At 36.2% G+C, this 24431-nt stretch carries 20 protein-coding genes and 1 riboswitch; of the genes, 16 read left to right on the top strand and 4 right to left on the bottom strand.

The genetic code is table 11. The features are described from left to right. Positions 1-41 precede the first annotated feature (41 nt). The 3 genes from KBJ98_RS11535 to KBJ98_RS11525 all read left to right on the top strand — a co-directional run bounded on the left by KBJ98_RS11535 (position 42) and on the right by KBJ98_RS11525 (position 3472). Entirely contained in the window at positions 42-2588 is a 2547-nt protein-coding gene (locus tag KBJ98_RS11535) for a sodium-translocating pyrophosphatase (protein WP_210790848.1), read from the top strand. A gap of 193 nt (positions 2589-2781) precedes the next feature. Next, on the top strand, positions 2782-3249 hold the full coding sequence (locus tag KBJ98_RS11530) for a Dps family protein (protein ID WP_210790846.1): 468 nt from the start codon (positions 2782-2784) through the stop codon (positions 3247-3249). 31 nt (positions 3250-3280) lie between these two features. After that, positions 3281-3472, top strand: a complete 192-nt coding sequence (locus tag KBJ98_RS11525; RefSeq protein ID WP_166136060.1) for a CsbD family protein — start codon at positions 3281-3283, stop codon at positions 3470-3472. Positions 3473-3540: 68 nt separating this feature from the next. On the opposite strand, the gene KBJ98_RS11520 is transcribed toward KBJ98_RS11525, so the two are convergent. Together KBJ98_RS11520 and KBJ98_RS11515 are read right to left on the bottom strand one after the other, a co-directional pair. After that, on the bottom strand, positions 3541-4155 hold the full coding sequence (locus tag KBJ98_RS11520; RefSeq protein ID WP_210790844.1) for a deoxynucleoside kinase: 615 nt from the start codon (positions 4153-4155) through the stop codon (positions 3541-3543). Next, a complete protein-coding gene (locus tag KBJ98_RS11515; RefSeq protein WP_210790842.1) occupies positions 4155-4946 on the bottom strand; it encodes a hypothetical protein in 792 nt (263 codons plus the stop codon). The genes KBJ98_RS11520 and KBJ98_RS11515 overlap by 1 nt, the downstream gene beginning before the upstream one ends. 114 nt (positions 4947-5060) lie before the next feature. Here KBJ98_RS11515 and KBJ98_RS11510 point away from each other — a divergent pair, with 114 nt between their 5' ends. Both KBJ98_RS11510 and KBJ98_RS11505 read left to right on the top strand, forming a co-directional pair. Then, positions 5061-5954 carry a GLPGLI family protein gene (locus KBJ98_RS11510; RefSeq protein WP_210790841.1) on the top strand — a complete coding sequence of 298 codons (894 nt, stop codon included), beginning with the start codon at positions 5061-5063 and terminating at the stop codon, positions 5952-5954. Between the two features lie 30 nt (positions 5955-5984). After that, the gene (locus tag KBJ98_RS11505; protein WP_210790839.1) at positions 5985-8735 is read left to right on the top strand and encodes a TonB-dependent receptor; all 2751 of its coding nucleotides are present in this window, start codon (positions 5985-5987) and stop codon (positions 8733-8735) included. Between the two features lie 78 nt (positions 8736-8813). On the opposite strand, the gene metK is transcribed toward KBJ98_RS11505, so the two are convergent. Continuing rightward, positions 8814-10064: a methionine adenosyltransferase gene (gene metK / locus KBJ98_RS11500; RefSeq protein ID WP_210790837.1), complete on the bottom strand. Its 1251-nt coding sequence runs from the start codon at positions 10062-10064 to the stop codon at positions 8814-8816. A 707-nt stretch (positions 10065-10771) separates the two neighbouring features. Between metK and KBJ98_RS11495 the strand changes: the two genes are divergently transcribed. From KBJ98_RS11495 to KBJ98_RS11470, 6 genes are all read left to right on the top strand, one after another. Then, positions 10772-10981, top strand: coding sequence for a hypothetical protein (locus KBJ98_RS11495; protein WP_210790835.1), 210 nt, complete (start codon positions 10772-10774; stop codon positions 10979-10981). Between the two features lie 232 nt (positions 10982-11213). Then, positions 11214-11321, top strand: a riboswitch (SAM riboswitch). A gap of 77 nt (positions 11322-11398) precedes the next feature. After that, entirely contained in the window at positions 11399-12361 is a 963-nt protein-coding gene (locus KBJ98_RS11490) for an alpha/beta fold hydrolase (protein ID WP_225899119.1), read from the top strand. Between the two features lie 19 nt (positions 12362-12380). Next, positions 12381-14795 (top strand): bifunctional aspartate kinase/homoserine dehydrogenase I, encoded by a 2415-nt coding sequence (gene thrA, locus KBJ98_RS11485; RefSeq protein WP_210790831.1) that lies wholly within the window; start codon positions 12381-12383, stop codon positions 14793-14795. A gap of 96 nt (positions 14796-14891) precedes the next feature. Continuing rightward, entirely contained in the window at positions 14892-15317 is a 426-nt protein-coding gene (locus KBJ98_RS11480; RefSeq protein WP_210790828.1) for an OsmC family protein, read from the top strand. Positions 15318-15437: 120 nt separating this feature from the next. Further along, positions 15438-16610, top strand: a complete 1173-nt coding sequence (locus KBJ98_RS11475; protein ID WP_210790826.1) for a trans-sulfuration enzyme family protein — start codon at positions 15438-15440, stop codon at positions 16608-16610. A 101-nt stretch (positions 16611-16711) separates the two neighbouring features. Next, entirely contained in the window at positions 16712-17122 is a 411-nt protein-coding gene (locus tag KBJ98_RS11470) for an RrF2 family transcriptional regulator (RefSeq protein ID WP_210790824.1), read from the top strand. A 163-nt stretch (positions 17123-17285) separates the two neighbouring features. Here KBJ98_RS11470 and KBJ98_RS11465 read toward each other — a convergent pair whose 3' ends face one another. After that, complete coding sequence (locus KBJ98_RS11465) at positions 17286-18068, bottom strand: sulfite exporter TauE/SafE family protein (protein ID WP_210790823.1); 783 nt, start codon at positions 18066-18068, stop codon at positions 17286-17288. Between the two features lie 287 nt (positions 18069-18355). Between KBJ98_RS11465 and KBJ98_RS11460 the strand changes: the two genes are divergently transcribed. The 5 genes from KBJ98_RS11460 (at position 18356) to cobA (ending at position 24430) form a co-directional block, all read left to right on the top strand. Further along, complete coding sequence (locus KBJ98_RS11460) at positions 18356-19051, top strand: phosphoadenylyl-sulfate reductase (RefSeq protein WP_210790821.1); 696 nt, start codon at positions 18356-18358, stop codon at positions 19049-19051. A gap of 129 nt (positions 19052-19180) precedes the next feature. Next, positions 19181-20080: a sulfate adenylyltransferase subunit CysD gene (gene cysD, locus KBJ98_RS11455; RefSeq protein ID WP_086453338.1), complete on the top strand. Its 900-nt coding sequence runs from the start codon at positions 19181-19183 to the stop codon at positions 20078-20080. A 153-nt stretch (positions 20081-20233) separates the two neighbouring features. Beyond that, positions 20234-21478 (top strand): sulfate adenylyltransferase subunit 1, encoded by a 1245-nt coding sequence (locus KBJ98_RS11450; RefSeq protein ID WP_210790819.1) that lies wholly within the window; start codon positions 20234-20236, stop codon positions 21476-21478. Positions 21479-21573: 95 nt separating this feature from the next. Continuing rightward, the gene (locus KBJ98_RS11445) at positions 21574-23664 is read left to right on the top strand and encodes a HEPN domain-containing protein (RefSeq protein ID WP_210790817.1); all 2091 of its coding nucleotides are present in this window, start codon (positions 21574-21576) and stop codon (positions 23662-23664) included. After that, positions 23657-24430, top strand: a complete 774-nt coding sequence (gene cobA, locus KBJ98_RS11440; RefSeq protein WP_210790815.1) for a uroporphyrinogen-III C-methyltransferase — start codon at positions 23657-23659, stop codon at positions 24428-24430. Before KBJ98_RS11445 ends, cobA begins: the two co-directional genes overlap by 8 nt. The last annotated feature ends 1 nt before the right edge of the window (position 24431 follow it).

The following is a 24431-nucleotide window of genomic DNA, read 5'->3' as shown; positions in this document are numbered from 1 at the left end:
TTGGTTACACCATAATTATTAACTAAAACCAAACCAGAATTATGAATACAATTATGATTTACTTGCCAATTGCCATGGCATTTATTGGACTGGCGTTTATGATTACAAAAAGAGCATGGGTTTTAAAACAAGACCCCGGCGACGGAAAGATGAAGGAGATTTCAGATTACATTTACGAAGGTGCTTTGGCCTTTCTCAAAGCAGAATATCGCTTACTTAGTTTTTTTGTTCTTGGAGCCAGTATTGTTTTGGCAGGTATTTCGTTTATTGTTCCTACTACGCACATCTTAATTGTGGTAGCTTTTATTTTTGGTGCTTTTTTCTCAGCCCTTGCGGGAAATATGGGAATGAAAATAGCTACCAAAACTAATGTTAGAACCACGCAGGCCGCTCGTACGAGTTTGCCGCAAGCTTTAAAAGTTTCTTTTGGTGGTGGAACTGTAATGGGACTTGGTGTTGCAGGTCTTGCAGTTTTAGGTTTGACTACCTTTTTTATATTTTTCTTTCACTTTTTTATGAACGGTGCCTGGACTACGACCGAAGACATGACTATTGTTTTAGAAACATTAGCAGGCTTTTCACTTGGAGCGGAATCAATAGCATTATTTGCAAGAGTTGGTGGCGGTATTTACACTAAAGCCGCCGATGTAGGTGCTGATTTAGTAGGTAAAGTAGAAGCCGGTATTCCAGAAGATGATCCTCGAAATCCAGCTACAATTGCTGATAATGTAGGAGATAATGTAGGTGATGTTGCCGGTATGGGTGCTGATTTATTCGGATCTTATGTGGCCACCGTTTTGGCAGCAATGGTACTCGGGAATTATGTAATCAAAGATATGGGCGGAAGTATTCAAGATGCTTTCGGAGGTATTGGACCCATTTTATTACCAATGGCAATTGCCGGTTTTGGAATTTTATTCTCGATCATCGGAACCATGTTAGTGAAAATCACCGATGACAATGCCAAAGAAGCACAAGTACAAAAGGCTTTAAATATTGGTAATTGGGTTTCGATAGGTTTGACTTTAGTCGCTTGTTACTTTCTAGTGCAATACATGTTGCCTGAAACCATGAAAATGGATTTCTTTGGAGAAGGAACTAAAGAAATTTCATCTATGCGTGTTTTTTACGCCACAATTGTAGGTTTGGTTGTAGGTGCGGTTATTTCATCGGTTACTGAATATTATACGGGATTGGGTACAAAACCAGTAATGGCTATTGTACAAAAATCAAGTACGGGAGCGGGCACCAACGTAATTGCTGGATTAGCAACAGGAATGATTTCAACTTTTCCAACGGTTTTATTATTTGCGGCAGCGATTTGGACTTCCTATGCTTTAGCAGGATTTTATGGTGTGGCTTTGGCGGCATCAGCAATGATGGCAACCACAGCGATGCAATTAGCAATCGATGCTTTTGGACCAATATCGGATAATGCAGGTGGAATTGCCGAAATGAGCGAATTGCCTAAAGAAGTGCGCACTAGAACCGACATTTTAGATTCTGTAGGGAATACAACAGCTGCAACTGGGAAAGGATTTGCTATTGCTTCGGCAGCATTGACATCACTAGCCTTATTCGCTGCGTATGTAACATTCACGGGAATCGACGGAATCAATATTTTTAAAGCGCCTGTTTTGGCTATGTTATTTGTAGGCGGAATGATACCGGTAGTTTTCTCTGCGCTAGCTATGAATTCTGTTGGAAAAGCTGCTATGGATATGGTGTACGAGGTACGTCGTCAGTTCAGAGAAATTCCTGGAATTATGGAAGGAACTGCAAAACCGGAATATGCGAAATGTGTTGATATTTCGACTAAGGCCGCTTTACGCGAAATGATGTTGCCAGGTGTTTTGACTATTGGTTTCCCAATTGCGATTGTTTTACTTGGCAAATTAGTTTATGCGGATAACAACCAACTCATCGCCGAAATGCTAGGTGGTTACATGGCTGGAGTTACGGTTTCGGGTGTGTTGTGGGCCGTTTTCCAAAACAATGCTGGTGGTGCTTGGGATAATGCTAAAAAATCATTCGAAGCTGGAGTTATGATTAATGGCGAGATGACTTATAAAGGATCAGATGCGCACAAAGCAGCGGTTACCGGAGATACTGTTGGAGATCCTTTCAAAGATACTTCTGGACCATCAATGAATATCTTGATCAAATTGACTTGTTTAATAGGTTTGGTTATTGCTCCAATTTTAGGAAATGGTCATTCCGATAGTGCAGCGGCTTCTTGTTGTGCTAAAATGGGGACGACAGAAATGGTTTGCAGAATGGGCAAATGCGATCCCGAAAAAATGGCGAACATGACCAAAGACGAATGTGCAGCCATGTGTAAAATGAATGGTTGCTCAGAAGAATGTACTCAAAAATGCTTGTCAATGTATGATGCAGCTGGAAAGTACATCGGCGGTGGTACGAAAACAGTTTCAATGACGTCATCAAAAGATTTGCGCATAGAGCTATCTAATGAAAACGGAAAAACTAAAGCTACGGTCACAATGACCGAGAATGGCAAAACGACAAAACAAACTTTTGAAGGCACCGATGCCGAGGTGCAAGCCAAAATCGATTCTTTAAAATAAAAGAAATACTCTTAAATAAAAAATGCCTTTCCATCGAAAGGCATTTTTTGCGTTATAGAAATACTGTTTTTAAGCCTCAATTGCTAAATCCTTTAATTGTGTAACAATCCTAAAAAATGGTGTAATGCATTCTTTGAAGTACCGCTTTATCTTTGTAAAAGACTTGTAGGTCAACTAAAAAAAAACGTATACTATGGAACCAAAAATCGGAATTATAAAAAAAGAATTAGACGAAAGCATCTCTTTTCTAACTACTATATTGGCCAATCAGATGGTGCTTTATACCAAAACAAGACAATTTCATTGGAACGTTTCTGGAAACAGTTTCATGGAATTACACAAACTTTTTGAAGCGCAGTATACTGCTCTCGAGCAAGAAATTGATGCAACTGCAGAACGTATCAGTAAATTAGGCGGCAGAGCAATAGGAACGATGAAAGAGTTTATTGAGCAATCTGTTCTTAAAGAAACTAGTACTGATTTACAGCAAAAAGACATGCTTAAAGAATTACTAATTGATCACGAAACCGTATTGAAACAATTGCGAAAATTCATTAAAAGTCTTGATGAAACGGATGATTTTGGTACTGCTGATTTTGTAACGGGACTTTTGCAAAAGCACGAAGATAAATCTTGGATGTTACGCAAGTACATTAACTAGAACACTATTATTAATTCAAAAATATAACACTATGAACACTACAGAGCTAAAAGGAAATTGGAACGAGTTAAAAGGAAAATTAAAACAAAAATACGCTGATCTTACAGATGACGATTTGTTGTACGAAGAAGGTAAAGAAGATGAATTGTTTGGCCGTTTGCAACAAAAAATTGGGCAAACCAAAGAGCAAATTACCAAATGGTACAATGAAGAACTAAAATAAAATAAAAAATTGGTTTGGTTTGGTTGACAAAGCGCCGCTTCTTGAATTAGAAGCGGCGCTTTTATTTTTTAAAACAACCCATTTAATTCTGCATCAATGCGGTTGAAGATGTTCCCTAAATCTTCGGGATTGTCTACAAAGTTAATGTTGTCTACATCAATAATTAATAATTTTCCTTTATCATAGGTTTGAATCCAGCCTTCGTAGCGTTCGTTCAAGCGACTCAAATATTCTATAGAAATTGAATTTTCGTATTCACGACCTCGTTTGTGAATTTGTCCCACTAAATTTGGAATGGAGCTACGCAAATAGATCAATAAATCAGGCGCCTTTACCGTTGATTCCATCAATTCAAACAAAGAAGTGTAGTTTTGAAAATCACGATTGGTCATCAAACCCATGGCATATAAATTGGGCGCAAAAATGTGCGCATCCTCATAAATGGTTCTGTCCTGAATGATTTTTTTACCGCTTTCGCGAATTTGCATCACTTGACGAAAACGACTGTTTAAGAAATAGATTTGTAAATTAAACGACCAACGTTCCATTTGATGGTAAAAATCATCTAAGTACGGATTGTCAACTACATCTTCAAAATGTGGTTCCCACTTAAATTGTTTGGCCAGTAAGCGCGTTAAAGTTGTTTTTCCTGAGCCTATATTTCCTGCTATTGCTATGTGCATTACGGTATTATGATTTTATAATTGCTAATTCCTGATGTTGTAAAAATAGATAAAATTTGGTCCTTGTAATATATTTTTACAAACGTTTTTTCAGAAATTTCAAGGGTTGTATTTTGCTGTTTTTTTAAATCAGTAAATATTACTTTTCCATCTTTGGCATAAATATATTGGTATGAATTTATTAGCGCGAGATAATCAAAATCAGATATGATTCCTATTGATGTAACGGCTCCAAACAAATCACAACTGAACCAATTATTTTTGGTGTCCAGCCAATAAAAAGTATTAAAATCCGAGCTATAAAATTTTATACGATCTACAAATGGCACAGCGAGTGTCTTTAACGTGTTTTTTAAATAATCAAACAAGCCCAATTGCTGCGTATTGCTATCAAAAACCCAAAGCTGATTTTGTGCTGCAAGACCTATAGCAGTTGCTACAATTGGAAAGGTGTTTTCGGAGAAGTTAATTTTTTGAGTTTCATTCAACTGATTGTCTACCGTAACAACTGTATTGAAGTCTTCGTAAAAAAGCACTAATTTCAAAGGATTTTGCAAATCGACATCACTAATTTTTCCCAGCGCAATATTGCTGTAATTGTAATATTCTGAATCCTTTTTTTTAGAAAGTACATTGTTTTTTATGTAATAGAGGTAACCTAACGAATCGTATCCTAGAAATTCATCAGCATCCAATTCAATAGTGTTTATTTTGGTGATTGTTGGATTTTGATTTTGACAAAAACCAATTGTTGTCCAGCAAAATAGGATCAAAAAAACTAATTTCTTCATAAAGGTAAAAGTACGGTTAAACCAAAGTTGGTATTAATTGTCTTAGTATTTATTTAACATTATCATTGTAACAAAAATAGTATTTTTCACTCTTATCTATTAAAAACCATCAAAATGCAAAAATTAATTTACACTGTAGTAATCGCTATCGCCTCTTTCTTGGGGTTGCAAGCGCAGGAGTTTCAAGGAATGGCTGTATACGAGAGTAAAACCAGCACTTCAGAAATGAAGACTCGTTTGGAAGGCAACAAAAATATGACGCCTGATATGCAAAAAATGATTGAGGAACGCATGAAAAAAATGTTCGAGAAAACATTTATTCTCAATTTTAACAAGACGGCTTCTATTTATAAAGAAGAAGAAAAACTAGAGGCTTCGGCTCAAGGTGGTGGTTTTCGTATGATGTCAAGTTTTGCCGGTGGTGGCGGAACGTATTACAAAAACGTAAAAGACAAACAATACAGCAACGACAAAGAGTTCATGGGGAAAGAGTTTATGGTGAAAGATTCCTTAACTAGTTTGAATTGGAAAATGGAGGCAGAAACTCGTGTGATTGGTGGCTATACTTGTTACAAAGCAACCGCTATCAAAAAACCAAGTGCTACTGATTTTAGAAACATGCGTCCTCGTAAAGATGATGCTGAAAAGAAAGAAGGAGCAAAACCTGCTGAGGAGAAAAAAACCAATTTCTTGGATGCTGTTGAGGTACCAAAAGAAATCGTGATCACGGCTTGGTATACGCCCGAAATTCCAGTGAGCCAAGGACCTGAAGGTTATTGGGGTTTACCAGGGTTAATTTTAGAAGTTAATGACGGACGCACCACTATTTTGTGTTCAAAAGTAGTTTTAAACCCTAAAGATAAAGTTGAAATTAAACCCATTGCTAAAGGAAAAGTAGTCTCTCAAAAGGAGTATGACGATGCTGTGATGAAAAAAATGGAAGAGTGGAGAGAGATGAATCAAGGTCGTGGAGGAAATGGCGGCATGCAAATACGCTTCGGAAATTAATACCAACCCAAAAGTTACAACCATTTTACAATGAGAAAAATTTTAGTATTTATCGCTCTAATTGCGGTCTCCATTTCTTATGCCCAAAACATAAAATTAGAAGGTTTGGTGCAAGATAAACAAAATATACCTTTAGAAATGGCCAACGTAATGGCCGTGAATCAAACTACCAAAGCAATGGATGCTTACGCCATTACAACTGATAAAGGCAAGTTTATTTTAAACCTAAAACCGAACACGACTTATGTTTTAAAACTAAGTTATTTGGGCATGCAAAATAAGGAAGTGACTGTTGCTACACTTACTCAAAATATGGTGCAAAATATCACTATGGAAGCGGGTGGAATCGAACTTGATGGTGTAGAAATTGTGCGCGAGATGCCAGTTTCTATAAAAGGGGATACCATTGTGTACAATACGGATTCGTTTAAAACCGGAGAAGAACGCAAGTTAGAGGACGTTTTTAAAAAATTACCAGGTTTTGAAGTAACAGGTGACGGACAAGTGCAGGTAGAGGGAAAAAAAGTGACCAAACTTTTTGTAGACGGAAAACCGTTTATGGAAGGCGATACGAAACTGGGTTCAAAAAACATTCCATCCGATGCAGTCGATAAAGTGCAGGTACTTCGTAATTTTAACGAGGTGTCGCAAATGAAAGGCCTCGAAAACAATAATGATGATATTGCAATTAATATCAAACTTAAAAAAGGTAAAGATAAATTTTGGTTTGGTGACGTAAGTGGCGGTTTGGCCAATGATAAAGGGTATATCTTTAATCCGAAGGTGTTTTATTATTCGCCAAAAACTAGCATCAACTCTATTGTAAACTTTAATAATATTGGTGAAGTTTCATTGACTTCGGCTGATTTTTTCAGAATTAATGGAGGAGCACGAAACACGATTGGTCGTAACGGTACTTCATTAACTCTTAATCGAAACTTTTTCGGTTTATCAGGTGGTGATAATGTGGCCAAAGCGAGTGATAAATTTGGGACTATCAACATCAATCATTCGGTTTCTAAAAAATGGACATTGTCTGGTTTTGCTGCTTATTCAGCAACATTCAATCAGTCTATTACCAATTCTGAACGCGGAATTTTTGAACCGAATACCACCAATATTGCGACTTTAGAAAACAGAAAAAACAATACCGAATCTCGCAACAATGCTTTCATCTCTAAGTTTGGTTCAAAATACAAAGCCAACGAGAACTTTCAATTGGATTATGATGCTTTTTTTAGAAAAAACGATCAGCAAGATGTAGATAATAGTCAAACTAATTTCACCTCTACTTCAAACGGGAATACTGTAACTAATAACAACACCGTAATTGCTTTTCAAAAACAAGCGCCAGCATCGTTCAATCAGAGTTTGAATATGTTTTATACTCAAAATCCAAAGTCAACTTGGGTGTTAGAAATGCAACATCAATACGAGGATGAAGACCCTTTTTACAATCCGCAGCTTTCGGTAAACCCGTATCAAAATGCAAGTTCAACAAACCCGAACGATCCAAGTGCGGTTTTTGTAAATGAAAATGCCCTAAACATCCAGCAATCTCGATTTGTAAAAACGAATAAGTTAGATGCAAAAGTGGACTATTTTTATCAAATCTCGAACAAAAGTATATTGAATGTAACTGCTGGAAATACGAATGCTTACCAATCGTACAATTCGAGTATTTTGCAAATTCTTCAAGATAATTCAGTGAATCCAGTGGAGCAAGCAGCTTATAATAATGATGTGCGTTACCTATTTAATGATGCTTTTATAGGTTTACATTATAAGTTTATCAGAGGTAAGTTTACTTTTAATCCTGGTTTTTCTTTGCACCAATACAACACTTCAAACGAGCAATTTGCATCGCCATTCAAACTTAATTTTACCAGATTATTGCCTGATATGTTTGCGCGTTGGGACTTGAAGAAATCAGAAAATGTAACCTACAATTTCAATATGCGTAACGGCTTTAATGATGTAAATGCTTTGGTAGAAGGTTTTATTTTTACCAATTTTAACAGCTTGTCACGAGGGAATGCACAATTAGAAAATTCATTAGTGACAAGTCACCGTTTGAATTATTCAAAGTACAACTTGTATAATTTCACTACGATTTTTGCCAACATCAGTTATACAACTACCAAAGATCCAGTGGTGAATGGAGTTTCTTTCCAAAGTATTTATTCTACTTCTGACCGTTTGAATTTAGATGCTGAAAACGAAAATTTAAACGGAAATTTGTTTTATTCTAAAAGCTTCAAAAAGTATTACAAAGTTACCGCTGGAGCCAATGCAGGTTGGAATCGCAATTTTGTATTAAACAGAAGAGTTCAAGGCGGAGTTACTCAAGAATTCATTCAAGGAATCGAAAATGTAAATCACTCTTACAACTTGGCTTTTGCAACGCAGTTCAAAAAATATCCAAACGTAGATTTGGGTTACCGCGTGAATTTTTCAGAGCAAGCAGCTAATAAATTCACCACACAAACTCCAACAGTAAAGTTGAATTATTATTTCTTGAATGGATTGAATGTTAATTGGGACTACGCCTTTAACCGATTTAAAAATGAAACTAATGGTGTTTCCAACGATTTTGAAATCATGACTGCTAGTTTGAACTACATCAAGAAAGATGCAAAGTTTGAATACCGCATTCAGGCGAATAACCTTTTGAACACCCGTTCAAGATTGAACAACTCTTTTAGTGTCAATGGTTTTAATGCCAATGAAAATATGATCTTACCTCGCTTTGTAACTTTCATAGTGAAGTACAATTTGTAAGCTTCATTTAGATTAAAAAGCAAAGGGGATTTAGTTGTAGCTAAATCCCCTTTTTTTATATACTATGTTTTGATTTTTTTACAATCCAAAAGCAGCTTTTACTTGATCAACAAAATCTAATTTTTCCCAAGTAAACAATTCTACTTCAACTGTTTTTGTTAATCCACCAGGAGCAGAGAAAGTCTTAGTTACAGTTTCGGGAGTACGTCCCATGTGTCCGTAAGCAGCAGTCTCGCTGTAAATTGGGTTTCTTAATTTCAATCGTTGTTCGATGAAGTACGGACGCATATCAAAAATAGCTTCTACTTTTTTAGCGATTTCACCGTTAGTCAAATTCACTTTTGCAGTTCCGTAAGTTTCGATAAAAATCCCCATCGGTTTAGCTACACCAATTGCGTATGATACTTGTACCAAAATCTCATCAGCAACACCCGCTGCAACTAAGTTTTTAGCAATATGACGAGTAGCATAAGCAGCAGAACGGTCTACTTTACTTGGATCTTTTCCAGAGAAAGCACCACCACCGTGAGCTCCTTTTCCTCCGTAAGTATCCACAATGATTTTTCTTCCTGTAAGTCCAGTATCTCCGTGAGGTCCTCCAATTACGAATTTTCCTGTTGGGTTAATGTGGTATTGAATAGCGTCGTTAAATAAATGAGCATGCTCAGGATTTTTAGCAATGATTCTCGGGATCAATATCTCGATAATGTCTTTTTTGATTTTAGCAAGCATACTAGCTTCTTCATCAAAATCATCGTGTTGTGTAGAGATAACAATCGCATCAATACGCGTTGGTTTGTTATCGTCACTGTATTCTAAAGTTACTTGAGACTTTGCATCAGGACGCAAATATGTTATTTCGTTATTCTCACGACGTAAAACAGCTAATTCTTGTAATAATTTATGAGACAAATCAAGTGCTAATGGCATATAATTTTCAGTCTCGTTAGTTGCATAACCAAACATCATTCCTTGGTCACCAGCGCCTTGCTCTTCTTTGCTTGCTCTGTCAACACCTTGATTAATATCAGCAGATTGTTCGTGAATAGCCGAAAGAATACCGCATGAATTAGCTTCAAACATGTACTCACTTTTCGTGTAACCAATTTTTCTAATCACTTCGCGTGCAATATTTTGCACATCTAAGTATGTATTTGATTTAACTTCTCCAGCCAAAATAACTTGACCAGTTGTTACTAAAGTTTCACAAGCTACTTTTGATTCAGCATCAAATGCTAAAAAGTTATCAATTAATGCGTCTGAAATTTGATCTGCAATTTTGTCTGGATGTCCTTCGCTCACAGATTCTGACGTAAATAAATAGGCCATAAGTTTTATTATTTTATAAAATTAAGCGAGAAAAAATAATTGCTGAAAAAGATCTAAAGGAGAGTTCCTGCTTTAGCATTTTTTTACTGAAAATTATTCAGTATTCACAATGAATTGATTTCATTATGAAGAGGTTGCAATCAGTTCAAATTTTTCCTCTTGTATTTGGGTGCAAAGGTATGAAACCATTTTGAATTGCAAATTAAACTTAACTTTTTTTTGCCGATAAAAAATAGGCCCTTTTGATATGTTTTTTGAAACTAATTTGAATTAATTCCTTGACGCTCTTGTTTTTGTCAAAATTAAGTTGCATATTTGACTTTCAAATCAAAATAAAATGAAAATTTCAATCTGCTTTTCGCATAAAGTCGCACAGGAAAATTCCTGAGGGATGCTTATAGCATAATTTTAATTTAAAATTATATATGAAAGCTTCCTGAACAAGGAAGCTTTTTTTTTGAGAAATTCGAACACCATACAAACAATACATGATTCAATACATTTTAAATAATTACAAAAAACAGTCAGTCCAAATTTCGATGCATTTCGTTGCAAAAGCCGTATTTGCTGCACCCAATTCGTGAATCCCAAGGATAATAATAAGTACAAACTACTTAAAACCCTTTTGGATTTGCATCTAAAAGGGTTTTTTGCTTTATGAAGTTTATGAACAGAAAAACAATAGTAACATTTTAACAACCAATAGTATGAAAACAAAAAGAAGTTTATCAGATCCGTTTCGTTTTTTACGAAAGTTCAATTTTCGAAACAATAAAATCAAAGCAGTTGAAGCCGTAAATGTTTTAATTCACCCACGTTTTGAGTTTGCAACTAATGATGCAATTGCTCAAAAGTTAGTTCCAAATTCATTGCTTTTTTTAATGTATTCTCAAGAGAATGAAGAGTTATTTATCTAATGCAATGACTATTCAGGTTAAGAAAATAGCTAACCCAGTAGGTAAAAAGGTTGTTTTGGCAAGGTAAAAAAATGGTTTTGTTCTATGTTACCTTGTCAGGACTTCCTAACTTTTGATGTCTGTACCAAAGTCACTTACTTTGCGAAACAGAAAAATCGATTGCGTATTTAAATTTGGTGGTTACCAAAATTAATCTTTAATTTGCACTCACAAAGTTCACAACAGTATTGAAATGTTATAAAGAAAGGCAGAGGGATTAGACCCGATGAAGCCTTAGCAACCCTTCGATTTATCGAAGAAGGTGCTGCATTCTACCACGCCCATCGTGGAAAGATAACACTAAGAATTTGTCTAGATAACACCTAGCTTTCTTTCTAATATTTCCAAACACAAGTCCTAATTATAACAGATTTGAAATTGGAAAATAAACCAACAACAATTACTTTACACAATTTCACCACGGAGTCAGGTGCAATTTATAATGCTCTAAACTTAAGTTATCAAGTTTTTGGGTTGCCATTACATACAGCTCCTATCGTTTTGGTCAATCATGCGCTAACCGGAAATTCACAGGTTGTAGGCGATAACGGTTGGTGGAATGAACTAATTGGCGCCAATAAAACTATTGATACTACAAAATATACCGTACTTGCTTTTAACGTTCCCGGAAATGGATTTGATGGCGCTGTAATTGAAAATTATCTTGATTTTTCAGCAAGAGATATTGCTAGAACTTTTATAAAAGGCATTCATTTGCTTGAGGTTACAAAAATATATGCCATTATTGGAGGTTCTGTAGGTGGCGGAATTGCATGGGAAATGGTTGCATTAGAATCAACAATAACTCAAAAATTAATTCCAATTGCTACCGATTGGAAAGCTACAGACTGGCTTATTGCCAATTGTTTTTTGCAAGAACAAATTCTTAATAATTCATCTAAACCCATTCAGGATGCCCGTACGCACGCGATGTTGTGTTACCGAACTCCAGAATCATTTGCGGCAAAATTTCAACGAACTACTAATGAGGAGTTAGCCATTTTTAATGTTGAAAGTTGGTTGTTGCATCACGGCGAAAAATTGCAACAGCGTTTTCAATTGGCATCCTATAAAATGATGAATCAATTATTGAAAACCATTGATGTCACTCGCAATCGGTCATCATTTGAAGATACAATCGAAGCGGTAACGGCAGAAATTCACATCATAGCCATCAATTCGGATTTGTTTTTTACAGCCAGTGAAAATAAAGCGACTTTTGAGCAACTACAAAAAATAAATAAAAAAGTTAGTTATCAAGAAATAGTTTCCATTCACGGACACGATGCTTTTTTGATAGAATACAAACAATTACACAATTTGCTTCAAGATTTATTCTAAGCTACAAACACACAACACGATGAAAATATTAAAATTTGGAGGTAAATCGTTATCAAATGGTGACGGATTAAATAAAGTTATTGCCATAATAACAGACAAAGTAAATCAGGGCGAGAAAATTGCAGTTGTGGTTTCAGCACGTGGTAACGCAACAGATGAGTTGGAGCAAATTTTAACCATTGCCTCTCAAAACGGAGATTACAAACCACTTTTTGAAGATTTCAAAACCTACCAGCAAGACGTTTATGATGCTGTTGATTTGTCTGAGGAGTTCATTGTTTTAGAAAAATTGTTCGAAGGTGTAAGCCTTATAGGAGATTACAGTAAAAAAATCAAAGACCAGATTTTGTCTAAAGGCGAATTGCTTTCGGCAAAATTACTGACGGCGATCCTTGTGGAAAAAGGAATTCATGCTCGTTTTACCGATACGCGTGAATTGATAAAAACCGATGCTAAATTTGGTGATGCACAACCCTTAGAACAACTTTCGAAGAAAAATGTGGTTGCTTTTTTTAAGCAAAACACTGAAAATACGGTCAATGTAATTACAGGTTTTATTGGTTCTACCACTAATAATGACACTACAACTCTTGGCAGAAACGGGAGTAATTATACCGCTTCGTTGATTGCGAATTATTTAAATGCCGACGAATTACAAAATTACACACACGTTGACGGTATTTACACTGCAAATCCTGATTTAGTTGTCGATGCTAAGAAAATTGATCACTTATCGTTTAATGAAGCGAATGAGATTGCAAATTTTGGAGCGACTATTTTGCACGCCAAAACTATCATTCCGTTATTAGAAAAAAACATTCCGCTCCGAATTTTAAATACTTTCAATCATGAAAACAAAGGGACTTTAATTACTTCCAATTCTAATAAGGAAGGAATTAAAACGCTTTCGGTTCTTGAAAATGTAGCTTTGGTAAATCTGGAAGGAAGAGGGTTGCTTGGGAAAACAGGAGTCGATGCTCGAATTTTTAGAGTAATGGGAGACAACAATATCAGTGTGAGTATCATTTCGCAAGGTTCATCAGAGCGCGGAATAGGATTGGTTGTGGCTGCTGACAAAGCTACTACGGCCATGATTGAATTGGAAAAGGAATTCGAAAATGATTTCTATTCGAAAGATGTCAATAAAATAACCGTGGCTGATGATGTAGCTGTCATCTCTATTATCGGGCAGGATTTAAGCACGTTTCACAAACCTTATACGGCTTTAATCAAGAATAAAATTGTTCCAATTCTCTTCAATAATACGGTGACTGGTAAGAATGTGAGTTTGGTTGTTAAAAAATCACAATTGCACAAAGCTTTAAATGTCATTCACGGAGAGATTTTTGGCGTAGCCAAGAAAATAAATATTGCTGTTTTCGGTCACGGTTTGGTGGGCGGTACCTTGATTAATCAAATTTTAGAATCGGCTGCAGCCATCGAAAAAAGAAAAGACATTAAGTTGAATGTATTTGCCATTGCCAATTCTAAAAATGTACTTTTGAATAAAAACGGCGTGACACCTAACTGGAAAAACGAAATTCAAACCAACGGATTCTCGTATACAATTGATGATGTGATTGCCTACGCAAATGAGCACCATTTAGAGAATTTAATAGCCATTGATAATACTGCAAGTGCTGATTTTGTAACGAATTATATTTCGTTAGTAGAAAATAGTTTCGATTTGATTTCGTCAAACAAAGTGGCCAATACGTTGAGTTATAGTTTTTATAAAAAATTACGAAAAGTTCTGGCAGAAAACCAAAAGACGTATCTTTATGAAACCAATGTTGGAGCAGGATTACCTTTGATTGACACTATTAAATTGTTGCATCTTTCTGGTGAAAACATCACAAAGATTAAAGGCGTTTTCTCAGGAACATTGAGTTATTTGTTCAATAATTTTTCGGCTAAAGATGTACCGTTTAGCGAAATTTTGAAAGAAGCCATCGAAAATGGATATACCGAGCCAGATCCGAGGGAGGATTTATGCGGAAATGATGTAGGTCGAAAATTATTGATTTTGGCTAGGGAACTAGACTTGCAAAATGAGTTTGAAGAAATTGCGATTCAAAATTTAATTCCAGAACATTTGCGTAGCGGAGATGTGGGAGAGTTTTTGAATAAATTGACGGAGTTTGATCCTATTTATGCAAAAATAAAAGCCGATCAAAAACCGAATCACGTGTTGCGTTACATAGGCGAATTGTCAGGGGATTTGCAAAATGACAAAGGAAATCTCGAAGTAAAATTAGTTTCGGTGCCATCAGATACGGCTTTGGGCGGATTGAAAGGTTCGGACTCTTTCTTCGAAATTTACACCGAATCGTACGGAGACCGACCAATTGTAATTCAAGGTGCAGGCGCAGGATCTGCGGTAACGGCAAGAGGTGTTTTTGGTGATATTTTAAGGTTGTCTGATAAAGGGTAATTGAAGTGAACAGTTTTCAGGAATCAGAATTTAAATATAAAATCAGTTGTATCCGCGTGAGGAAATCCGCGTCATCAGCGTTCAAAAAAGTTAGTAATGAAAATAACATTAAACAGAGTAAACGATAATTTCCATTTCGAATTAAAAAACGAAAGAGGGCATTTGGTAAACTTAGATAGCCGTCCTGAATATGGAGGAAACGATATGGGCGCCAGTCCGATGGAATTAGTATTGATGGGAGTTGCTGGTTGTAGCGCCATTGATATGATTTCGATTTTAAAAAAACAACGTCAAGAAATCACATCTTTCAAAGCTGAGGTTGAAGGCGAACGCGTACAAGTTGGAGAAGCAAAACCATTTAAAAATATCCATGTGGTGTTTTATTTAGAAGGTGATATCAAGGAAGACAAAGCCGCAAAAGCAGCACAACTTTCTTTTGAAAAATACTGTTCGGTTTCCAAAACATTAGAACCAACAGCAACCATACATTACAAAGTAGTTTTGAACGGACTGCCATTATAAATTATCCAATAAAAAAACACAGATTGCACAGATTTACACAGATTTGTCAGTTTGATTTTGAAATTTAAAACAATATGAATTGGTGCAAATTCGTGCAATTCGTGTTAAAAATAAAAAAAGATGAACAATCAAGAATTTGGTTTCGAAACCCAAGCCATACGCAATCAGTTAGAAAGAACACAATATTTAGAACATTCGGTGCCTTTGTACCTCACGTCTAGTTTTGTATTTGAAGATGCCGAAGACATGCGTGCCTCATTTGCGGAGGAAAAAGACAGGAATATTTACAGTCGTTACAGCAACCCAAATAACAACGAATTTATTAGCAAAGTTTGTGCTATGGAAGGAGCAGCAGCTGGTTTTGCCTTTTCATCTGGTATGGCCGCGGTGTATTCTACTATGGCTGCTCTATTAAGTTCAGGGGATCACATTGTTTCTTCGAGCAGTGTTTTTGGTGCCACGCATTCGTTGTTTATTAATTATTTTCCAAAATGGAACATTCAAACCTCGTATTTTGACATCAATCAACCCGAGACTATTGAAGGTTTGATTACTCCTGACACAAAAATTCTTTTCGCAGAGTCACCAACCAATCCTGCTGTTGATATTATTGATTTGGAATTGCTTGGAAATATTGCCAAAAAGCATAATTTAATTTTAATTATTGACAACTGTTTTGCAACGCCTTATTTGCAGCAACCAATCAAATGGGGAGCGCATTTAGTGGTGCATTCAGCTACCAAATTAATGGATGGGCAAGGTAGAGTTTTGGGCGGAATAACAGTTGGCGATGCTGTTCTGATTCAGAAAATCTATTTGTTTTCCCGACTTACAGGACCTTCTTTATCGCCTTTTAATGCCTGGGTATTGTCTAAAAGTTTAGAAACATTAGCCATTCGATTGGACAGACATTGCGAAAACGCCCTGAAAGTGGCGGAGTTTTTAGAGAATCATCCTCAGGTAAATAAAGTGAAATATCCTTTTTTGAAATCGCATCCTCAGTATGAAATTGCACAAAAGCAAATGAAGTTGGGCGGCAATATTGTTGCTTTTGAAATAAAAGGAGGATTAGAAGCCGGAAGGGCTTTCCTAGATAAAATTAAATTGTGTTCGCTTTCGCCAAATTTAGGGGATACCAGAACTATTGTTACGCATCCAGCCTCAACAACACACAGTAAATTATCTGTTGAAGAACGTTTGGCGGTAAGTATTACCGATGGTTTGGTGCGTGTTTCTGTAGGTTTAGAAACCGTAACTGATGTAATTGCAGATTTGGAGCAGGCGCTTTCGTAACGGATAGATTTGGGATTAACGATTTTAGATTGTAGTTTTGGTTCAAACAATGCAATGTTTCATAAATGCGAATCTTTTTAATACAATTCTAAAACAGTAAAATGCTCTCAAAAAAAACAAAATACGGTATCAAAGCTTTGACCTTTTTGGCTCGACGAGAAGACCAAACTCCTGTTGCTATTGCTGATATTGCACAATCTGAAAACATTTCGCTTAAATTTTTAGAGAGTATTTTATTGTTGTTGCGTCATTCTGGTTTTTTGGGAGCCAAAAAAGGAAAAGGTGGTGGTTATTACTTGATAAAAGAACCGAAGGACATCAGCATGGCCAAAGTATATCGCATTCTGGAAGGGCCAATCGCCTTATTGCCGTGTGCCAGTCATAATTTTTATGAGCCTTGTGACGATTGTACCGATGAAGCCACTTGCGCCGTTCGTAAATTAATGACCGAAGTACGTGATAATACATTGATGATTTTAGAAAATAATTCACTGGCTGACATTGCTTTCTAACAGGGTAAATTGTAGCTAAAATATTGATATTCGAAATTAATTGTTCTGTTGCAGTTTTTTCTTCTAAGTATAAATAATTATATATTGAACAATATTGGAAATAAGAAAATCCCTTTCAGGACCTTGAGGCTGAAAGGGATTTTTTTATGCAGTTGTATTGGAGTTAGAAAATCAAATTATAGCCAACAAAAAACAACATAATTGCTATTGCATTTCGTAGTAATAAATCGGGAACTTTACCGCTTAAGAGACTTCCAATAAAAATACCTGGTAGCGATCCCATTAGTAATTGACCAAGTAATGTTAGATCTAAATTACCCATAGATGCGTGTCCTAAGCCTGCAACCAATGTTAAAGGCACAGCGTGCGCAATCTCTGTTCCAACTAATTTGGGCGTTGGTAATAAGGGGAAGAGAAAAAACAGCGTTACAGTACCTAAAGCTCCTGCGCCAATTGAAGTTAGAGTGACAGTAACACCAAGTAAAACTCCAATGGCTACGGTAAGAGCATTTTGAGTTTTACTTTCACGATGAAATTTGTCACCTGCATATTTTTGAGCAATTACCATTAGTTTTTTCTTAAAAATGATAGCAACTGAAGTGAATAATAAAGCCCAACCCAAACTGTATTTGATTATGCTATTGATTGCTGAAATGTCAGTTTTAATGCTGTTTAAAATCCATAAGGTCAACAAGGCTGCAGGCACACTTCCTAAAGATAACCAAGCGGTAATACTCCAATCGATATTTTTTTTCTTGTGATGCACAAATATGCCGCCCATTTTGGTAAAGGCTGCATACAGTAAATCAGTACCTACCGCTGTGGTAGGTGGAATACCAAACCAGAGTAAAATGGGAGTCATCAAAGAGCCACCACCTACACCGGTTAATCCTACTATAAATCCCACTATGAGACCGGCAATAACAAAACCTATTTGAAAATCCATTTATTTTAATTTTTTACAAAAGTAAAACTATTTTATAATAATCCTATAGATAAAGTAGAGTTTTAAATTTTGACAAAAAAATCATGATTTTAAATTTTTAATTCTGAAGTGGTTTAAAATTATTGAACTATCCTGGGACTTACTTTTGAACGAAATCGCTATAGTAGAAAAATGAATAAGCCTTGCTTGTTTTTTTGCGTTTAAAGTTTTGTAACTTACAAATAAATAGTACTTTTGCAAAGTAATCTAGTAAACCGATAGGGTAATAGATTTTTAAATAAAAATTCATGAGTACAACCATAGCAAAAGAACTGATTGAAAAAACCAAAGACTGGAACATTGAAACTGTTTTTAGTTTTTTAGCCAAAGAGTATAAAGATAAAGTGGTTTTTTCGACCTCTTTTGGTCAAGAAGACCAAGTAATTACAGCAATGATTGCCAATAGCGGTGCTGGGGTTCAAATTTTCACATTGGATACCGGTCGATTGTTTCAAGAAACGTATGATGTTTTTCATAAAACTCAAAAAAAATACAATCAACATATTAAAGTATTTTTTCCAGAGGCAGCAGCGGTAGAAAATTTATTGGAAACTAAAGGACCTAATAGTTTCTACGAATCAGTTGAGAATAGAAAAGAATGTTGCTCCATTCGTAAAGTAGTGCCTTTGCGCAAAGCTTTAAAAGGAAATTCGGTCTGGATTACCGGATTAAGAGCAGAGCAATCCGAAAACAGAAATGATTTAGCACTATTTGAATACGATGCGCATTTTGAAATTATCAAATTCAACCCACTCTTAAAATGGACTTTGCAAGAAGTAGAAGATTATTTAGAAAAAAATAATGTACCACAAAATGCATTGCACAAAAAAGGGTTTGTAAGCATTGGTTGTGCGCCCTGTACGAGAGCCATCACTCCAGATGAAGATATCAGAGCCGGAAGATGGTGGTGGGAATCGAGTCATAAAGAATGCGGGTTGCACTAAAAATAGAATAAAGAGAATAGAATAAAGAGAATAGAATAAAGAGAATAGAAAAACAATAATAGTTGTAAGATTTTAGTCGAGGTCACAACAACCTTACACTTTAAACTTTAAACTCTTAAACTAAAAATAATGAGTTCAGTATTAAAAACAAACGCTTTAGAAAGCGAAGCGATATATATTTTCAGAGAGGTAATTTCTCAGTTTGACAAACCAGTTTTGCTTTTTTCGGGTGGAAAAGATTCGATTACGTTAGTTCGCTTGGCGCAAAAAGCTTTTTTTCCAGCTAAAATTCCGTTCCCATTGTTACACGTAGACACTGGGCATAATTTTCCGGAGACCATTGAGTTCAGAGACAAATTGGTAGCGGAACTAGGATTAGAACTAATTGTGCGTAATGTACAAGACGCCATTGATCAAGGAAAAGTGGTTGAAGAGACTGGAAAATATTCCAGCAGAAACAGCTTGCAGACCACAACACTTTTAGATGCTATCGAAGAATTTAAATTTGATGCGTGTATCGGTGGAGCACGTCGTGACGAAGAAAAAGCTAGAGCCAAAGAACGAATCTTTTCAGTTCGTGATGATTTTGGTCAATGGGATGAAAAAAATCAGCGTCCAGAATTGTTCGATTTGTTGAACGGAAAAATAGAGAACGGTCAAAACGTACGCGTTTTTCCAATTTCGAATTGGACCGAGCTAGACGTGTGGAGTTATATCGAACAAGAGCAAATTGAAATTCCGTCGATTTATTTTTCACACAAGCGTAAAGTATTCTTACGTGATGGTATGATTTGGTCGCATTCTCCATTTGTGTACCAAGAAGAAAACGAAGAAATTGTAGAACGTATTGTTCGTTTTAGAACGGTAGGTGACATGAGTTGTACCGCAGCAGTTGATTCTTACGCAGCAACAATATCTGAAGTAGTGGGCGAAATTAGATCTTCAACAATTTCAGAAAGAGGAGCGAGAATTGACGACAAACGTTCGGAAGCAGCGATGGAAAAAAGAAAACAACAAGGATACTTTTAGAAAAGAATTATAAATTATGAATTATGAATTTTTCAAAAATTCCTAGAATTTATAATTCAACATTTAAAATAAAAAAATCAAATTTAAAAGTGTGGGTAGGGTAATTTGAGGAAACTTGAAACCTTAAACTTTTAAACTTTAAACAAAATTCAGATGGAAGTTTTAAAAATAGCAACAGCAGGAAGTGTAGATGACGGTAAGAGTACCTTAATTGGGAGATTATTGTATGATACGCAATCGTTGACAACAGATAAATTAGAAGCAATAGAAAAAAGCAGCAAGCAAAAAGGATATGATTATTTGGATTTTTCTTTGGCTACGGACGGTTTAGTGGCCGAAAGAGAACAAGGAATTACCATTGATGTGGCGCATATATATTTTTCGACAGCCAAAAAAAGTTACATCATTGCTGATACTCCTGGTCACGTTGAGTATACGCGAAACATGGTTACAGGAGCTTCGACCTCGCAAGTATCGATCATTTTAATTGATGCTCGTAAAGGCGTAATTGAGCAAACCTACCGCCACTTTTTTATCAATAATTTATTGAGAGTAAAAGAAGTTATTGTGGCGATCAACAAAATGGATTTGGTAGATTATTCAGAAGAAGTTTTTAATAAAATCAAATCGGATTTTGAAGCTTTAAATGCTAAAAGTACGTTCAAAGAACAAAACGTGAGTTACATTCCGTTAAGTGCTTTGACAGGTGATAATGTAGTAGAATCTTTAGGCGGAATGCCTTGGTACCAAGGTCAAACCATTTTGGAGCATCTGGAAGCGTTAGAGCCAGCTGATGTTTACGAAAAAGGAAAAGCGCGTTTCCCTGTTCAAACCGTTATCCGACCAAAAACAGAAGAATACCACGATTTTAGAGGTTATGCCGGAAAACTGTATGGGAACAATATCAAAGTGGGTGATGCAGTAACGGTGCTACCTTCTTTAACAGAATCAGTGGTGACAAATATTCATTTTTTTGACAAGCAATTTGAGGAAGCAGCTGTTGGCTCTTCGATCACCATCGAATTAGAAAATGATATCAATGTAACTAGAGGCGACATGATTGTAAAATCATCTGAGTTGCCAAAAGTAGAAAAGGACATCAACACCACCGTATGCTGGATGGACACTAAAAAGCTAGTTCCTGGTGCTAAATATTATGTTCAACACAATACTAACAGAGTTTTGGCTAAGATTGATAGTGTGAAAAATGTGATTGCAACTGACTTCTCAGGAACAACAGAAGCCTCTCAACTAGCCATCAACGAAATTGGCGAAGTAAATATTAAGTTAAGCAAAGCCATTTATTTTGATGCGTACAACGATAATAAATCAAACGGCGCCTTCATCTTAATTGATGCAACAACCAACACAACAGCAGGAGTAGGATTTATAAAATAACCTTTAGCTATTGGCTTTAAGCCTTCAGCAAAAATGTAAAATGAATTTCATAAACAGCTAAAAGCCCAAAGCTAATAGCGAATAGCTTATAACAAATGGAAAGTTTTAGAACCGAAATTGAAGATCCGATTGTTCAAAAAGACATAATCGATTTAGAAAGAAAAATTGCTTTATTCCGTGACGGAAAAATTGATGACGAGCGTTTTCGTAGTCTGCGTTTAGCACGTGGCGTTTACGGGCAGCGTCAGGAAGGCGTACAAATGATTCGTATCAAGTTGCCTTTTGGTAAAGTGACTAGCGAGCAACTCGTACGCATCACAAAAGTCTCTGATGAGTATTCAACAGGGCGTTTGCACATTACTACGCGTCAAGATATCCAAATTCATTACGTGAGTTTAGATCGCACGCCACAACTTTGGGCTGAACTAGAAAAAGACGATGTTACCCTGAGAGAAGCTTGTGGAAACACAGTTCGAAATATTACCGCTAGTGAAACAGCAGGAATTGATCCAGAGGAACCTTTTGATGTGTCTCCGTATGCGCATGCGATGTTTCAGTTTTTCTTGAGAAATCCGGTTTGTCAAGAAATGGGACGAAAATTCAAAATGTCTTTTTCATCATCTGATAAAGATACCGGTTTGAGTTATTTACACGATTTAGGATTTATTCCAAAAATTGTAGACGGTGTAAAAGGTTTCAAAGTGATGTTAGGTGGAGGTTTAGGTTCGCAACCGAGTCATGCCGAATTGCTGACAGAGTTTATTCCTGCCAATCAAATCATTCCTACTACAGAAGGGATTTTAAGAATTTTTGACCGCTACGGCGAAAGAGCCAAACGTTTAAAAGCACGTTTGAAATTTTTACTGAAAGAAATAGGGAAAGACGAATTTTTACGATTGGTAGACGAAGAGAAAAAAGCCTTGTCTCACCAAACTGTTGAAATTGATACCACTGCTTTTGAAGGAGCTATTGCAGCGCCATTATTAGAAGTTCCAAAAGTCGAAATTGAAGATACAGCAGCTTTTGAAGCGTGGAAAAAATCAAATGTAATTCCGCAAAAACAAGCGGGTTATGTGGCCATCGGAATCAAAGTACAATTAGGCGATTTTTATACTGATAAAGCTAGAGCATTAGCGCATTTGATCAAAAATTATGCAGCAAACGAATTGCGTTTTACGTTGCGTCAAGATATTTTAATTCGTCACGTAAAAGAGGAAAACCTTCCTTTCTTTTACCAAGAATTAGCCAAATTAGATTTTGTAACCACAGGCTACAACACGATTGCTGATATTACAGCTTGTCCGGGTACAGATACGTGTAACTTAGGAATTGCGAGCAGCACTGGAATTGCGGTAGAGTTAGAACGTGTTTTAACTACTGAATATCCGCAATACAGCAACAACCGTGAAATTACCATTAAAATTAGTGGTTGTATGAACGCTTGCGGGCAACACAATATGGCCGAAATTGGATTTCAAGGAATGTCAATAAATGCTGGTAAATTAGTAGCTCCAGCCTTGCAAGTTTTGTTAGGAGGAGGAAATTTAGGAAATGGAAACGGAAGATTCTCTGATAAAGTAATCAAAATCCCGAGCCGAAGAGGACCAGATGCTTTGCGATTGATTTTAAATGATTTCGAAGCCAATGCCAACGGACAATCGTTCTTGAATTATTATGACGCTCAAGGCGAAAAATATTTCTACGAATTTTTGAAACCATTAGCTGATGTAACCAATCTTACTGAAGCTGATTTTATTGACTGGGGAAATGCAGATAATTATGTAAAAGCAGTTGGGGTAGGAGAATGTGCTGGAGTTGTAATTGACTTAGTTGCTACTTTATTATTTGAAGCGAAAGAAAAATTGACTTTTGCTCAAGAAGCTTTTGAAGATGCAAAATGGTCGGATGCAATTTATTTGGCGTATGCCGGATTTGTAAACGGAGCCAAAGCCTTATTGCTGGCTGAAAACCAAAAAACAAACCACCAAGCGGGAATTATCGATTTGTTTGATACCGTTTTTGTGGCTACAAATACAATTCAATTGCAATCTTCTTTACGAGAATTGGTATATCAAATTAACCAAAATGAACCTTCTGCTGAATTTGCTAAAAAGTACATTCAAGATGCCATTGTGTTTTTTGATGCCATCGAAGCGTATAGAAATAAAGACTTAGCTGATGCTTAAAAAGAAACAACCCATCGTAACACTAGTTGGTGCGGGTCCTGGCGATCCTGATTTACTGACGATCAAAGGTGCCAAAGCATTAGCAGAAGCGGATGTGGTATTGTACGACGCCTTGGCCAACGAGGAGATTTTGACGTATGCTCCCAAAAAAGCGATTAAAATTTTTGTAGGAAAACGCAAAGGCTGTCATGAATATTCGCAAGATCAAATCAACCAATTGATTGTTGACAATGCTTTGACGTACGGACATGTAGTTCGCTTAAAAGGAGGTGATCCTTTTATTTTTGGCCGTGGAAGTGAAGAAATTGATTTTATAGAAAGTTTTGGTATACCTACATCTGTGGTGCCTGGAATTTCATCCTCGATTGCTGTTCCGGCTTACCAAGGGATTTCATTGACCAAAAGAGGCGTTTCTGAAAGTTTTTGGGTAATTACGGGCACAACTTCTGACAGGAAATTGTCAAATGATGTGGCTTTGGCTGCACAATCATCAGCAACGGTGGTTATTTTAATGGGAATGAGCAAACTCACTCAGATTATCGATTTGTTCCAAAAAGAATCTAAAGGCGAAACACCGGTTGCTATTATTCAAAACGGAACGACCGCTCAGGAGAAAATAGGGGTTGGAACCATCAACAACATTGAGCACGTTGTGGTGCAAGAACAATTAAGTTCACCTGCTATCATCGTCATTGGCGAGGTGGTTAAAGAGAGCAATAAATTAAAAGGCTTTTACGAAGAATTTATAGCCAAAGAATTAAAATAAA

The sequence above is a fragment of the Flavobacterium erciyesense genome (assembly GCF_018069925.1).
GTDB lineage: Bacteria > Bacteroidota > Bacteroidia > Flavobacteriales > Flavobacteriaceae > Flavobacterium > Flavobacterium erciyesense.
The sequence above is the reverse complement of the archived record's forward strand: the minus strand, read 5'-3'. Positions and strand labels throughout refer to the sequence as shown.

Coding starts and splice junctions, on each gene's coding strand:
- KBJ98_RS11470 (WP_210790824.1), top strand. CDS start 16,712: ATGCTCTCAAAAAAAACAAAATACGGTATCAAAGCTTTGACCTTTTTG.
- thrA (WP_210790831.1), top strand. CDS start 12,381: ATGAAAATATTAAAATTTGGAGGTAAATCGTTATCAAATGGTGACGGA.
- KBJ98_RS11445 (WP_210790817.1), top strand. CDS start 21,574: ATGGAAAGTTTTAGAACCGAAATTGAAGATCCGATTGTTCAAAAAGAC.
- KBJ98_RS11505 (WP_210790839.1), top strand. CDS start 5,985: ATGAGAAAAATTTTAGTATTTATCGCTCTAATTGCGGTCTCCATTTCT.
- KBJ98_RS11535 (WP_210790848.1), top strand. CDS start 42: ATGAATACAATTATGATTTACTTGCCAATTGCCATGGCATTTATTGGA.
- cysD (WP_086453338.1), top strand. CDS start 19,181: ATGAGTTCAGTATTAAAAACAAACGCTTTAGAAAGCGAAGCGATATAT.
- KBJ98_RS11495 (WP_210790835.1), top strand. CDS start 10,772: ATGAAAACAAAAAGAAGTTTATCAGATCCGTTTCGTTTTTTACGAAAG.
- cobA (WP_210790815.1), top strand. CDS start 23,657: ATGCTTAAAAAGAAACAACCCATCGTAACACTAGTTGGTGCGGGTCCT.
- KBJ98_RS11525 (WP_166136060.1), top strand. CDS start 3,281: ATGAACACTACAGAGCTAAAAGGAAATTGGAACGAGTTAAAAGGAAAA.
- KBJ98_RS11475 (WP_210790826.1), top strand. CDS start 15,438: ATGAACAATCAAGAATTTGGTTTCGAAACCCAAGCCATACGCAATCAG.
- KBJ98_RS11530 (WP_210790846.1), top strand. CDS start 2,782: ATGGAACCAAAAATCGGAATTATAAAAAAAGAATTAGACGAAAGCATC.
- KBJ98_RS11450 (WP_210790819.1), top strand. CDS start 20,234: ATGGAAGTTTTAAAAATAGCAACAGCAGGAAGTGTAGATGACGGTAAG.
- KBJ98_RS11465 (WP_210790823.1), bottom strand. CDS start 18,068: ATGGATTTTCAAATAGGTTTTGTTATTGCCGGTCTCATAGTGGGATTT.
- KBJ98_RS11515 (WP_210790842.1), bottom strand. CDS start 4,946: ATGAAGAAATTAGTTTTTTTGATCCTATTTTGCTGGACAACAATTGGT.
- KBJ98_RS11520 (WP_210790844.1), bottom strand. CDS start 4,155: ATGCACATAGCAATAGCAGGAAATATAGGCTCAGGAAAAACAACTTTA.
- KBJ98_RS11510 (WP_210790841.1), top strand. CDS start 5,061: ATGCAAAAATTAATTTACACTGTAGTAATCGCTATCGCCTCTTTCTTG.
- KBJ98_RS11460 (WP_210790821.1), top strand. CDS start 18,356: ATGAGTACAACCATAGCAAAAGAACTGATTGAAAAAACCAAAGACTGG.
- KBJ98_RS11480 (WP_210790828.1), top strand. CDS start 14,892: ATGAAAATAACATTAAACAGAGTAAACGATAATTTCCATTTCGAATTA.
- metK (WP_210790837.1), bottom strand. CDS start 10,064: ATGGCCTATTTATTTACGTCAGAATCTGTGAGCGAAGGACATCCAGAC.